This is a genomic window from Pelomonas lactea (genome assembly GCF_043555885.1).
GTDB lineage: Bacteria > Pseudomonadota > Gammaproteobacteria > Burkholderiales > Burkholderiaceae_C > Pelomonas > Pelomonas lactea.
On the sequence record NZ_JBIGHX010000001.1, the window covers coordinates 138,888 to 151,873 of the forward strand.

Annotated in this window: 13 protein-coding genes; 5 read left to right on the top strand and 8 right to left on the bottom strand. The window is 71.3% G+C overall.

Features of this window, described 5'->3' with window-relative positions; all coding sequences use genetic code 11:
• Positions 1 to 14: 14 nt before the first annotated feature.
• A complete protein-coding gene (locus tag ACG04Q_RS00590) occupies positions 15 to 929 on the bottom strand; it encodes a LysR family transcriptional regulator (protein WP_394508842.1) in 915 nt (304 codons plus the stop codon).
• Between the two features lie 250 nt (positions 930 to 1,179).
• On the opposite strand from ACG04Q_RS00590, the gene ACG04Q_RS00595 reads away from it, so the two are divergent.
• From ACG04Q_RS00595 to ACG04Q_RS00605, 3 genes are all read left to right on the top strand, one after another.
• Positions 1,180 to 1,785 (top strand): FMN-dependent NADH-azoreductase, encoded by a 606-nt coding sequence (locus ACG04Q_RS00595; protein WP_394508843.1) that lies wholly within the window; start codon positions 1,180 to 1,182, stop codon positions 1,783 to 1,785.
• A 149-nt stretch (positions 1,786 to 1,934) separates the two neighbouring features.
• The gene (locus ACG04Q_RS00600; protein ID WP_394508845.1) at positions 1,935 to 2,804 is read left to right on the top strand and encodes a pirin family protein; all 870 of its coding nucleotides are present in this window, start codon (positions 1,935 to 1,937) and stop codon (positions 2,802 to 2,804) included.
• Positions 2,805 to 2,881: 77 nt separating this feature from the next.
• Positions 2,882 to 3,490, top strand: a complete 609-nt coding sequence (locus tag ACG04Q_RS00605; protein ID WP_394508846.1) for a DUF938 domain-containing protein — start codon at positions 2,882 to 2,884, stop codon at positions 3,488 to 3,490.
• Between the two features lie 3 nt (positions 3,491 to 3,493).
• Here ACG04Q_RS00605 and ACG04Q_RS00610 read toward each other — a convergent pair whose 3' ends face one another.
• Positions 3,494 to 4,411, bottom strand: coding sequence for a LysR family transcriptional regulator (locus tag ACG04Q_RS00610; protein ID WP_394508847.1), 918 nt, complete (start codon positions 4,409 to 4,411; stop codon positions 3,494 to 3,496).
• A 115-nt stretch (positions 4,412 to 4,526) separates the two neighbouring features.
• On the opposite strand from ACG04Q_RS00610, the gene ACG04Q_RS00615 reads away from it, so the two are divergent.
• Positions 4,527 to 5,282 carry a glucose 1-dehydrogenase gene (locus tag ACG04Q_RS00615; RefSeq protein WP_394508848.1) on the top strand — a complete coding sequence of 252 codons (756 nt, stop codon included), beginning with the start codon at positions 4,527 to 4,529 and terminating at the stop codon, positions 5,280 to 5,282.
• Between the two features lie 391 nt (positions 5,283 to 5,673).
• Here ACG04Q_RS00615 and ACG04Q_RS00620 read toward each other — a convergent pair whose 3' ends face one another.
• The 5 genes from ACG04Q_RS00620 to ACG04Q_RS00640 form a co-directional block, all read right to left on the bottom strand.
• Complete coding sequence (locus ACG04Q_RS00620; RefSeq protein ID WP_394508849.1) at positions 5,674 to 6,003, bottom strand: hypothetical protein; 330 nt, start codon at positions 6,001 to 6,003, stop codon at positions 5,674 to 5,676.
• Between the two features lie 3 nt (positions 6,004 to 6,006).
• Entirely contained in the window at positions 6,007 to 6,744 is a 738-nt protein-coding gene (locus ACG04Q_RS00625) for an ABC transporter ATP-binding protein (RefSeq protein ID WP_394508850.1), read from the bottom strand.
• Positions 6,741 to 8,537, bottom strand: coding sequence for a branched-chain amino acid ABC transporter ATP-binding protein/permease (locus ACG04Q_RS00630; RefSeq protein ID WP_394508851.1), 1,797 nt, complete (start codon positions 8,535 to 8,537; stop codon positions 6,741 to 6,743). The genes ACG04Q_RS00625 and ACG04Q_RS00630 overlap by 4 nt, the downstream gene beginning before the upstream one ends.
• An 8-nt stretch (positions 8,538 to 8,545) precedes the next feature.
• Entirely contained in the window at positions 8,546 to 9,583 is a 1,038-nt protein-coding gene (locus tag ACG04Q_RS00635; protein WP_394508852.1) for a branched-chain amino acid ABC transporter permease, read from the bottom strand.
• A 122-nt stretch (positions 9,584 to 9,705) separates the two neighbouring features.
• A complete protein-coding gene (locus tag ACG04Q_RS00640; RefSeq protein WP_394508853.1) occupies positions 9,706 to 10,152 on the bottom strand; it encodes a BON domain-containing protein in 447 nt (148 codons plus the stop codon).
• 212 nt (positions 10,153 to 10,364) lie between these two features.
• On the opposite strand from ACG04Q_RS00640, the gene ACG04Q_RS00645 reads away from it, so the two are divergent.
• Positions 10,365 to 12,308, top strand: coding sequence for an AsmA family protein (locus ACG04Q_RS00645; RefSeq protein ID WP_394508854.1), 1,944 nt, complete (start codon positions 10,365 to 10,367; stop codon positions 12,306 to 12,308).
• A 153-nt stretch (positions 12,309 to 12,461) separates the two neighbouring features.
• Here ACG04Q_RS00645 and ACG04Q_RS00650 read toward each other — a convergent pair whose 3' ends face one another.
• On the bottom strand, positions 12,462 to 12,926 hold the full coding sequence (locus ACG04Q_RS00650; RefSeq protein WP_394508855.1) for a hypothetical protein: 465 nt from the start codon (positions 12,924 to 12,926) through the stop codon (positions 12,462 to 12,464).
• Positions 12,927 to 12,986: the final 60 nt, after the last annotated feature.

The window sequence follows — 12,986 nt, forward strand, 5'->3', positions numbered from 1 at the left end:
CTGCTCCTTCGGGCTCAGGCGCCCGGCGCCGGGCACGACTGCAACAGCGCCGACATCGCCTCCAGAAACACCCGGGTGCGCAGCGGCATCAGCCGCCGCTCCGGGAACACGGCCCAGCAGCTGGAACCGGGCAGTTCCCACTCGGGCAGCAGGCGCTGCAACCGGCCCAGCTCCACCGAGTGACGCACCAGCAGCCGGTCCACGCCGGCAATGCCCACGCCGTCCAGCGCCAGTTGCGCCAGCAGGCTGGGTGAATTGGCGAGCGTGCGCTGCACCGGGTTGGCCACATAAGGCTCGGCACCGTCGCGCTGCAGATGCCAGGGCACCGGCTCGCCCGTGCGGCTGCGCAGCATCAGGCCGTGCATCGCGTCCAGCGCCTGCGGCAGCAGCGGCTCACCCACACGCGCCAGGTAGTCGGTGGACGCGTACAGCCCCCAGTGCGTCGTGGCCAGCTTGCGCGCGGCGAGCTGGCTGTCGTCGTCCAGCTGACCCATGCGGATGGCCAGATCGAACCCCTCGCCGATGACGTCCACGCGCCGCGGCGTCAGGTCCAGCTCCAGCTGCACCTCGGGATAGGTCCGCACGAACTCGGCCAGCATGCCGGTGGCCACGCGCTCGGCGAAGTCGGCCGGCATGCTCACGCGCAGCCGGCCGCTCGGCTTGCGCTGCCGGTGCAGGGCCAGCGCCAGTGCGCCGTCCACCTCGGCGGCCACGATGCGTGCATGCTCCAGCACGCCGGCGCCAAAGTCGGTCAGCGCGAGGCGCCGCGTGGAGCGCTGCAGCAGCTTCTCGCCCAGCCGCGCCTCCAGCGCCGCGATGCGCCGGGAGACGGTGCTCTTGGGCCAGTGCACGCGCTCGGCGGCCCGGCTGAAGCTGCCGGCCTCCATGACGCGGGCGAACAGCAGCAAGTCATCGGCATCGGGTTCCATACACGTTCCAAGGTTCAGTTTGCGGGCCGAGCGCTGGGCCGCTCCCGAGCCGGCCCGTCTGGCGATGTGCTCGCCGGTCGATCCGGCGAGCATCGCCGTCCCCTCGGGGGACCGGCCAAGGTATTGCCTTGGACGAGGGGCTTGATTGATCCATCAATGGAACAATCTTATGCAAATCAACAACTTCTGGTGCTGATCTAGCAATCCTAGAGTTCATCCCATCGCAACCGACCGTTTCCCGGAGCTTCAGATGAACATCCTGCAGATCAACGCCAGCGCCCGCCGTGCCACCGATGCCGAGGGCTCCGTCTCCACCCGCCTGGCCAGCGAACTGACCGCCGGCCTGCGCGCCGCCAACCCCACCGCCACGGTCACCGTGCGCGACCTGACCGTGACGCCGCAGCCCGTACTGGACGAAGCCGCGCTGGGCGCCCTCTTCACGCCGGCCGACAAGCGCACGCCCGAACAGGCTGCCCGCGTCGCGCTGGACGATGCGCTGATCGCCGAGCTGCAGGCCGCCGACACCCTCGTCATCGGCGTGCCCATGTACAACTTCAACGTCACCGCCCAGTTCAAGAACTGGATCGACGCGGTGGCCCGCGCCGGCGTCACGTTCAAGTACAGCGAGAAGGGGCCCGTCGGTCTGGTCACTGGCAAGAAGGTCTACATCGTCACCAGCCGCGGCGGCGTCCACCGCGGCCAGCCCAGCGACCAGATGACGCCCTACCTGCGCACCGTGCTGGCCTTCCTGGGCATGACGGACGTGGAGTTCGTCTACGCCGAGGGCATGGCTTTCGCGGCCGAGCAAGGCCTGGCCCAGGCCCGCGCGCAGATCTCCGAACTGCTGGCCGCCTGAACCTGAAACCCCTCGTCCAAGGCAATACCTTGGTCGGTCCCCCGAGGTGACGGCGATGCTTGCGGCATTGAGCCGCAAGCACATCGCCATGGCGGGCCGGCTCGGGAGCGGCCCAGCGCTCGGCCCGAATTCAACTGAAAGGAAGCATCGTGAGCACCGTCGCCACATCCCTGTTGAACCAACCGCGCGAGGTTGAACGCCTCGTCGCCGGTCAGCCGACCAGCGACGGTGCCGGTGTCAAGCTCAACCGCGTGCTGACGAACAACCTGCAGCGCCGGCTGGACCCGTTCCTGATGCTGGACCACTTCGGCACGGACAACCCGGACGACTACATCGCCGGCTTCCCGGACCACCCGCACCGCGGCTTCGAGACCATCACCTACATGCTTCAGGGCCGCATCCGCCATCGCGACTCGGCCGGCAACGAGGGCCTGGTGTCGGACGGCGGCGTGCAATGGATGACGGCCGGCCGCGGCGTCATCCACAGCGAGACGCCCGAGCAGACGGCGGGCCGCATGGCCGGCTTCCAGCTGTGGCTGAACCTGCCGGCCAGAGACAAGCTGCGCGAGCCCTGGTACCGGGACGTGCAGGGTGCGGACGTGCCCAAGTTCCAGCGCGACGGCGTCACCGTGCGCGTCATCGCCGGCGCCAGCCACGGCGTGCCGGGCGCCGTGCAGCGCGACGTGACCGAGCCGCTGTACCTGGACGTGCACCTGCCCGCCGGTGCGAGCTTCGAGCAGCCGCTGCCGGCCACGCACAACGCCTTCGTCTACGTGTACGAAGGCGCGCTGAAGTTCGCCAGCGGCTGCCTGCAGCCCGCGGGCCGCATGGCCATCCTCGCCAACACGGCGGGCAGCGACGGCGTGCGCCTGACGGCCGGCGAGCAGCCGACGCGCGCCCTCCTCGTGGCCGGCAGGCCGCTGGGCGAACCCATCGCGCAGTACGGTCCGTTCGTCATGAACACCGAGGCCGAGCTGGTACAGGCCGTGCGGGACTTCCAGGCGGGACGACTGGCGTGAAGTCAACAGCTCGGCGGCAACCGGGGATCAGCTCGTCGAGCTGAACCGGCGCGGCGGCGGCAGGGCAAGATGCCGCCATGGACACCCCCGCACGCCGCCACAGCCCCGCCGCCGAACGCAACGGCCCGCCCATCCTCGCCCAGCTGCAGCAGCTGCTGCCAACCGGTGGCGTGATGCTGGAGATCGCCAGCGGCACCGGCCAGCACGCGGCCTTCCTCAGCGAAGGCCTGGCCGGCTGGCAATGGCAGCCCAGCGACTTCGACGCCGCCACCCTGCCCTCCATCGCCGCGTGGTGCCAGGGTTTGCCCCGGGTGCGCCCGCCCATCGCGCTGGACGTGCTGGCCGCCGACTGGGCCGGCGCGCCGGCGCGGGCCGATGCGATCTACTGCGCCAACATGATCCACATCGCGCCGTGGGCCTGCACGGCCGGGCTGATGCGAGGCGCCGCGCGGCATCTCACGCCCGGCGGCATGCTCATCACCTACGGGCCTTACGTCGTCGACGGCGAGCCCACGGCGCCCAGCAACCTCGCGTTCGACGCCGACCTGCGCACGCGCAACCCGGCCTGGGGCTTGCGCCGGCTGGCGGACGTGGCAGCGGAAGCAGCCGCAGCCGGCCTGGCGCTGCACGAGCGCGTCGACATGCCGGCCAACAACCTGCTGCTGGCCTGGCGGCGCGCGGGCTGAGCGTCAGCCGCCGGCCAACCCGGCGGCGAGGTGGTCGCCAAACGCCTTGACCTTGCCCGACAGCCGCCGCTGCGGCGGGCTGACGAGCTGCATAGGCAAGGCCTGGCCCTGCCAGTTCGGCATGGCCAGCACCACGTCCCCACGGGCCAGCTCCTTCTCCAGCAGCCAGTGCGGTGAATACGCCAGGCCCATGCCTGCCAGCACCGCCTCGCGCACGGCCTCGCCGCTGTTGGTGCGCAGGCTGCCGGCCACGCGCACGCTGACGAGCGTGCCCGGCGGCGCATCGGCCCCCGGTCCGGCCTCGAAGGTCCAGGTCGGCCCGGCGCGCAGCTCGCTGAAGACGATGCAGTCGTGCTGCTGCAGCGCCAGCGGGTTGGCCGGTGGCGGCTTGCCGATCTGCTCGAAATAGCCGCGCCGCGCCACGACGGCCCGGCGCACGGTGCCGATGCGGCGCGCAACAAGGCTGGAGTCGGGCTGCTCGCCGATGCGCACGGCGATGTCTATGCCCTGCTCGACGAGGTCGACGAAGCCGTCGTTGAGCCGCAGGTCGATCTTCACGCCCGGGTGCGCGGCCAGGAAGCTCTGCACCAGCGGCATCAGCTTCAGCCGCGCGAAGCTGCCCGACGCCGCCACGCGCAGCCAGCCCTGCAGCCGGTGCTCGCCCGCGCGCAGCTGGCTCTCGGCCTCGGCGATCTCGGCCACCAGCCGGCGCGCCTCGTCCACGTAGCGCTCGCCGGCCTCGGTCAGCCGCAGCGCCCGCGTGCTGCGCGCCAGCAACTGCGCGCCCAGCTGCCGCTCCAGCGCAGCCACCTGCTTGCTGACGGCGCTCTGCGTGCTGCCCAGCTCGCGCGCCGCGGCCGAGAAGCTGCCCAGCTCCACCACCCGCACCAGCGTCTGCATCGCCTGCAACCGGTCCGCCATGCCCGCCTTTCAGTCCCAAGTGGAATAAATCATAGGCAGCTGCGACGGCTACCGGAGCAGACAGGCGGCAATCACAGTCAGGTCACCCAATCAACTTCTCTTTCAGGAGCTTCACATGACTGCATCCCCCGTCGTCCTCGTCACCGGCGCGCTGACCGGCATCGGCCGCGCCACCGCCCTCGCCTTCGCCCGGGAAGGCGCCACCGTCGTCGTCAGCGGTCGCCGCGACACCGACGGTCAGGCGCTGGCCGCCGAGCTGCAGGCCGAAGGCGCCGCGGCCGCCACCTTCATCCGCGCCGACGTGCGCCACGAGGCCGAGGTGCGCTCGCTCGTCGAGCAGACCGTCGAGCGCTTCGGCCGCCTGGACGTGGCCGTCAACAACGCCGGCACCGAAGGCGCCACCGGCCCGCTCACCGAGCAGGCCGCCGAAAACTACGACGCCATCTTCGACACCAACGTGCGCGGCATGCTGTTCGCGCTGAAGCACCAGATGCGCGTCATGCTGGCCCAGCGCAGCGGCGCCATCGTCAACCTGTCATCGGTGGCGGGGCTGATCGGCTTCGCCGGGGCCTCGGTCTACGTGGCCAGCAAGCACGCCGTGGAAGGCCTGACGAAGAGCGCCGCGCTGGAAGGCGCGGCGGCCGGCGTGCGCGTCAACGCGGTCGCGCCGGGCCCCATCCAGACCGACATGCTGGAGCGCTTTGTCGGCCGCAGCGAGGACGCCAAGGCCGGCATGCGCGCCGGCAACCCGGCACAGCGCTTCGGCACGGTGGACGAGATCGCTCAAACCATCGTGTTCCTGGCCAGCGACAAGGCGAAGTACCTGACGGGGCAGTCGGTGGCGGTGGACGGCGGGCTCACGGCGCAGTGAGTGGATAGCCGGTGTCCCGTTGGGGCCGCCGCTCCTAAGTTCCAGACCGCGTGGATGCTTTGGCGTGGGTGTGCGCCTCATCGCTGCATTGCCGGGAGTCCCGCCCGGCGGCGGGGTAACTTTCTTCTGCGGGGCCAGAAGAAAGTCACCAAAGAAGAGGCCCCTGAACCGCACACGATCGCTGCGCCGCCTTGAGCGGCGCGCGAAAGCAACCAACGGCCTTGCACAGGGAAGCGACCCGCTGCGCTCTCGCGTCTGACTTTGGTGACTTTTCTCTGGCGCGACAGAGAAAGTTACCCGCCCGCCGGGGCGGACTCCCGGCAGCTCGGCACCGGGTCAGGAGGCTCTTCGCAAAATTCCTTGAAAGTGCATCGCATCGCACTGCTTTTGGCTATGCGCGCCACGCACCGACTCCGGAATGCAGGACTTCAAATGTTTGCGGATGAAGGAAGAAGGCGTAGTGCTTGCCAGCGCCAGACAGCGGTTCTGGCTTGCGCTCCGAAGCCCAGAAGCTCACAACCAGCACGGCCTCAACATCCCTGAGTCCCATCTGGATGCGCTCCTTGTCTTCTTCGGCGAGTCGCAAGCGGTCAACGAATGACTTCGGTTGCTCATACACGTCACTCGCGCAGTACGCCCATCCTGTGGCCTCAGCGTGCAAAGGATGCCGCACAAGGGCTGCGAGGGCCTGCGTTTCAACCTGTTTGGCAACGCTCTGCATTGCTCATGCCTTCTTAGTCTGCCCAGCGCCCAGGTACGTCTCAATGACCCTCGGATCCGCCGCCAGCCGATCCGCCGGCCCGCTCAACCCGAACTCGCCGGTCTCCAGCACGTAGCCGTGGTCCGCCACGCGCAGCGCGGCGCGGGCGTTCTGCTCGACGAGCAGGATGCCGACGCCGCTGGCGCGCAGGTCGTCGACGATGGCGAAGATCTCGCGCACGATCAGCGGGGCCAGGCCCAGGCTGGGTTCGTCCAGCATCAGGAGCTTCGGTCTTCCCATCAGCGCACGGCCCAGCGCCAGCATCTGGCGCTCGCCGCCGGACAGCGTGCCGGCCTGCTGCGCCCTGCGCTCCTTGAGCCGCGGGAAGCGCGCGTAGACGCTCTCCAGCCCGTCGCGCCAGCGCCGGTCGCCCAGCGTCATGGGCCGCCAACCGCCCAGCAGCAGGTTGTCTTCCACCGTCATCGTGCCGAACAGCTCGCGCTTCTCGGGCACCAGCGCCAGGCCGGCCATGACGCGTTCTTCGAGCGTCAGCCGGGCGATGTCCTCGCCGGCGAACTTCAGCGCCGCGCTGCGCGACGGGATCAGGCCCATCAGCGCGCCCAGCAGCGTGGACTTGCCCGCGCCGTTGGGGCCGATGACGGTGACGACGCTCTTCTCGGCCGCCGAGAAGCTCAGGCCCTGCAGCACCTCGGCGCGACCGTAGCCGGCGTGGAGGTCGGCAACTTCAAGGAGAGCGCTCATTCGTCCGCTCCCAGGTAAGCCGCGCGCACGGCCGGGCTGGCCTGCACCTCGGCGGGCGTGCCTTCCATCAGCCAGCGGCCGAACTCCATGACGACGATGCGGTCGGTGAGCTTCATGACGAAGTCCATGTCGTGCTCCACGAGCAGCAGCGACAGGCCCTCGGCCTTCAGCTGCTTCAGCACCTCGGCGAGCGCCTCCTTTTCCTTGTGGCGCAGGCCGGCGGCGGGTTCGTCCAGCAGCAGCAGCGACGGGTCGCTGGCCAGCGCGCGGGCGATCTCCACCAGCCGCTGCGGGCCGAGTGCCAGGTTGCCGGCCAGCTCGAAGGCCTGGTCGGCCAGGCCGATGCGGCGCAGCTGGCGCATCGCCTCGGCGCGGGCCTGGCGCTCCTCGGCGCGGTCCAGGCCCAGCATGGCGGCCAGCGCGCCGCTCCTGGTGCGCAGGTAGCAGCCCAGCGCGACGTTCTCCAGCACCGTCATGTCGGGCACCAGCTTGACGTGCTGGAAGGTGCGCGACAGGCCGGCGCGGGCGATGTCGCGGCTCTCGCGGCCATCCACGCGCTGGCCCAGCAGTTCGACCTCGCCGCGGGTCAGCGGCAGCACGCCGGAGACGAGGTTGAACGTGGTGCTCTTGCCGGCGCCGTTGGGGCCGATGAGGCCCACGATGTCGCCGGCGCTGATGCGGAAGCTGATGTCGTTGACGGCCACCAGCCCGCCGAACTGCTTGCGGATGGCCCGCACGTCCAGCAGCGCCGCGCCGCGCGGCGGGTGGCTGCGCGAGCTCAGCGGCGGCGCGCTCTCGTCCACCGCCTTCGCGCCGCGCGCCGGCAGCACGCGGGCCAGCAGGCGGGACACCAGCGGCCACAGGCCGTCCGGCGCGAAGCGCAGCACCAGCACCAGCACGATGCCGAACACGATGATCTCGTAGTTGCCCGAGCCGCCGAACACCAGCGGCAGCCAGACCTTGAGCTGGTCTTCCGCCAGCTTCACGAGCGCCGCGCCGGCAAACGCGCCGCCCACCGTGGCGATGCCGCCCACGACGGCCATGAACAGGTACTCGATGCCGAACTTGATGCCGAACGGCGACGGGTTCACGCTGCGCTGCATGTGCGCGTACAGCCAGCCCGACACGCAGGCCAGCAGCGCGGCGATGACGAACATCACCAGCTTGTAGCGGAAGGTGCTGGCGCCCATCGCCTCGGGCATGGTCGCGCCGCCGCCGCGGTGGGTGTTGAGCGCGCGCATGATGCGGCCCGGCCGCGAGTCCAGCAGCCGCGTGACGCCCAGCGCGGCCAGCAGCGCCGCGCCCCAGATCAGCCAGTAGATGCGCCGCTCGCTCTGGAAGCTGAAGTCGCCCAGCGTCACGGCCGGCAGGCCCAGCAGGCCGTCGTACTTGCCCAGTGCCTCCAGGTTGCCGACCAGGTAGTACAGCGCCAGGCACCAGCAGATGGTGGCCAGCGGCAGGTAGTGGCCCGACATGCGCAGCGTCAGCGCGCCGATGACCAGCGCCAGCACCGCCGTGACGGCCAGCCCGGCCGCCAGGCCCAGCCATGGCGACAGGCCCAGCACCGTCGTCAGGTAGCCGGTGGCGTAGGCGCCCACGCCGGCGAACGCCGCCTGGCCGAACGACGTGAGGCCGCCCACGCCCGTCAGCAGCACCAGGCCCAGCACCACCAGCGAGAACAGGCCGATGTAGTTGAGCTGCGTGATCCAGAAGTCCGGCACGGGCAGCAGCGGCAGGCCCAGCAGCAGCACGGCGGCCACGGCCGCGGAGACCGGGAAGGGAGAGCGCTTCATCGTCGTCATCAATGTTCTTCGTGATGCGGGTCGACGAAGGATCGCCACAACAGGATGGGCAGGATCACCGTGAACACGATGACCTCCTTGAACGCGCTGGCCCAGAACGAGCCGAAGCTCTCGATCAGCCCCACGCCGATGGCGCCCGCCAGCGCCATCGGGAAGCTGGCCAGGCCACCGAACACCGCGGCGACGAAGCCCTTCAGGCCGATCAGGAAGCCGGTGTCGTAATAAATCGTCGTGGACGGCGCGATCAGCAGCCCCGACAGCGCGCCGATGAAGGCGGCCATCGTGAAGCTCATCGCCCCCGCTGCGTCACCGGAGATGCCCATCAGCCGCGCGCCGGTGCGATTCACGGACGTGGCGCGCAAGGCCTTGCCGGTCAGCGTGCGTTCGAAGAACAGGAACAGAGCGGCGATCAGCACCACCGACGCGGCGAAGATGATGAGCGTCTGGCCCGTCAGGCTCAGCGGGCCGACGTCGAAACGCGCCTCCCAGAACGCCGGTGTGCGGTAGCCCTCGGCACCGAAGAACACGAGGCCCAGGCCCGTCAGCGCGAAATGCACGCCGACGGAGACGATGAGCAGCGTCAGCACCGTGGCGCCGGACAGCGCGCGGTAGGCCACGCGGTACAGCAGCGGGCCCATCGCGGTGACGATGGCCAGCGTCAGCAACACCTGGACGAAAAGCGGCAGTTCCTGCGCGGCCCACTGCCTCGTGACCCCAGCGATCATCAATGGCGGAACGACGCTGCTCGAGACCCGCCTGGCGATGCGTTCCCATGACCACCGCTCACGCACGGCCTGCACTGCGTCCAGCACGGCTGCGGCCACAGCCAGCATCACCAGCAGCCACACCGTGCCCGGCACCTTGCCCGCCTGCAGCGACGCCAGCGTCAGCGCGCCGAACGCGACGAACTCGCCCTGCGGGATGAAGATGACGCGGGTGACCGAGAAGACCAGCACCAGCGCCAGCGCGACGAGGGCGTAGATGGCGCCGTTGGTCAGCCCGTCCAGGCCCAGGATGGCGGCAATCGTGAGGTCCATGGCGCGTTGCGGGGTGAAGTCGCCGCCGATGGTATCGGCGATACGCCGACCGAGCGGTCGGGATTACCCAAAAGAAAGGCGCCCGCGAGGGCGCCCTTGCCATCCGGCGAAGCCGGCGGGGGTCAGCCGTTCTTGGGCGCGACCACCAGCTGGTTGTTGACGTGCTTCACGCCGTCCACCGCGGACGCCAGCGTCGTGGCGCGCTCGCGCGACTGCGCGTCGGGCGCCTGGCCGGTCAGCGTGACATGGCCTTCCTTGGTGTCGACGTTGATCTGCGTGGCCTTGAGCTTGTCGTCGGCCACCAGCGCGGCGTTGACCTTGGCGGTGATGGCCACATCGCCCGTGGCCTGGGCCGTCTTGTCGGCGGCGCGGGCGGCGGAGTTCTCGGCGGTGTTCATGGCCTGCTGAGCGTCACGCCGGGTTTCTTCGGCGGTCTGCTTGGCCTCGGCGATGGCGCCGTCCAGGCGCTGGCCGGCCGTGCGGTCGTCTTCCTGCTTGCTGCAGGCGGCCAGTGCGGTGGCGATGGCCAGGGCGGCCAGCAGCGGCAGTCGTGCGGTGGGCTGTGTCATGGGTCGTCCTTTCGGTGGGGCTGAGGCCTTGCGGGCCGGGTCAGGCAACTGTGGCCGCCCGGCGCGGCCGGCGGTTTCGGCCCGCGCGCCGATCGCGTGTCGGACCGCACCGACAGCCCCCGCCGCGATGTGCCGCCGGGCGGCTGCGTCCTACAGCGGCCGGGGCCACCGTCCCACCCGTGGCGCCCGCACCGCCTCCCAGCATGCGGGCCATGACAAAGAACACAGCCCTCGCCGTCACTGCGGTGGCGCTCGCGGCCATGGCTGCGGTCGCGGCGCTGGACCACGCCGGCTGGCCGGGCCTGGCCCCGCGACTGGCCGAGCGCGGCGGCCCCGGCCTGCGCATGGATCCCGACACGCGGCTGCACCTGATCTGGCGGCCGCGCCTGGAGGCCGCGCAGCTGCGCGTCGTCAGCGCGCAGGGCGACACGCTGGCCGACGCACACCAGGTGCTGCTGGCCTGGCGCTGGGGCGACATCTGGGCCTGGCACCGCGGCGCGCCGCTGCGGCTGCGCCAGGTGCAGGCCGAAAGCCTGGCGCTCGCCTGGCGGCGCGACGCCGACGGCCGCACACCGTGGCCGCTGCGGCCCGGCGGCAGCGCCCAGCAGCCCGCGGCGCTGCCGCAGATTGATCAGCTCGTCATCCGCAACGGCAGCGCGCAGCTGGACGACGCGCCGCTGCAGTTGCAGGGTGACGCGCGCTTCTCCACCGCGGCGGACGGCCTCTGGAAGGCCGACGTCCAGGGGCAGCTGCGCGGCCAGCGGCTGACGCTGAGCGCCGAGGCCGGCGCCGGCATGGCGCTGCTGTCGCCACCGGACGGCAGCGCGCCGCCGGCGACGATGCGCGTCGCGCTGAGCCAGGGGCCCGAGCGGCTCACGTTCAACGGCACGGCCGCATCGCTGCTGGACGCCCGCGCGCTGGACGGCCAGCTGCAGCTCCGCGGCCGCTCGCTGGCGGCGGCGGGCCGGCCCTTCGGCATCACGCTGCCCAGCACGCCGGCCTTCGACCTCGCGGGCCGCCTGCGCCATGCGTCGGGGCTGTGGCAGCTGGACGACGTCAAGGCCCGCATCGGCAACAGCCGCCTCGGCGGCCACTACGCGTTCGACACGCGCCCCCGTCGCCCGGTGCTGACCGGCACGCTGAGCGGTGGCCCGCTGCGGCTGGCCGACCTGGGCCCCGCGGTGGGCGCCGATGCGCCGCCCAGCCGCCCGGGCCGTGTGCTGCCCGACCGCCCGCTGGACCTGCCCGCGCTGCACCAGATGAACGCCCGCGTGGACGTGGCGCTGACCCAGCTCGACCTGGGCACGCAGAACCTGGAGCCGCTGGCGCCCGTGAAGGCCCAGCTGGTGCTGCAGGACGGCGTGCTGACGCTGAGCCGGCTGGACGCCGGCGTGGCCGGCGGGCAGCTCACCGGCTCGGCCGGGCTGGACACCCGGCCGGTGCCGCCGGTGTGGCAGGCCAGCCTGGACGTCCACAACCTGGCCATCGAACGCTGGCTGGCGCCCGACGCGAAGCCGCTGACGCGCCACGCCGTGACCGGCAAGCTCAAGGCCCAGCTGGACGTGACGGGGCGCGGCCACAGCACGGCCGAGCTGCTGGCCAGCCTGAGCGGCCCGCTGCAGATGCGGCTGGAGAGCGGCAGCGTGTCGCATCTGCTGACCGAGGCCGCCGGGCTGGACGTCGCGCAAGGCCTGGGCCTGCTCATCAAGGGTGACAGCAACCTGCCGCTGAACTGCGCGCGGCTGGACGGCCGCTTCGACACCGGCGTGCTGCGCCCGCGCACCGCCATCGTCGACAACCGCGACAGCCGGCTGGACGTGGACGGCCGCGTCAGCCTCGCCTCGGAGACGCTGGATCTGCGCGTCGTGGCCCGGCCCAAGGACTTCTCGCCGCTGACGCTGCGCGCGCCGGTGCGCGTGCAGGGCACGCTGGCCGACCCGCGCGTCGCGCTGGAGGGCCGCCAGCTGGGCGGCCGGGCCGTCGCCGCGCTGGCCCTCGGCGCCCTGGCGCCGCCGGCGGCGCTGCTGGCCTTCGTCGACCCGGGCGAGAAGCTGCCGCCGGTGGATTGCAGCTTGGCACCGCGTGAAGCAGCGCAAGCTCCTAAGGCCAACAAGTCGGCACCACCTGTGCCAGGCAAGGACAACAGCCGCGGTTGATCCCCGTATTTCGGGCCGAGCGCCGGGCCGCTCCCAAGCCGGCAAGTCGTGGCGATGTGCTTGCGGCTCGATGCCGCAAGCATCGCCGTCCCATCGGGGGACCGACCAACTCGCCCGCGTTCAGCGCGGCGAGATGGGCGAGGGGCTCACAGGTCAACGGCGTTTGTGCGGCTGCTCGTGCACTGCGTCCAGGAACTCCGCCAGCGTCTCGCGGCACGGCGCCTGCGGGCACAGGAACAGGCCTTCGGCCTCGGCCGGCACGTCGGACGCAAAGCCCAGCACGCTCAGCGAGTTCACCGCCTCGCCGCACAGCGCCACGGTACGCCCACAGCGCCAGGCCATCTTCAGCAGTGCCTGCAGCCGCGCGCAGCCGGTGGGCGCGGCCCACACGTCGGAGTTCAGCACGATGAGGCCATCGGCCCAGTCAACGGTGGCGGGCGGCTGCCCGAAGTCATCGTCCAGCCGCCAGTCCACGCGGCTCACGTCGGCACGGGCCAGCGGCACGAGGTCGGGCTCGTAGCGCAGCAACGCGTCGGCGGTGCCGATGACGCAGACCAGCAACGCCGGCTTCGCCGCCGGCTCGGCCGCCGGACAGGGCTGGCAATCGGTGGTGGACATGACAGGGCTCCGCACGAGAATGATGTCGTCACTGTGCGCGCGCGATGCCGGCCAGCCTGT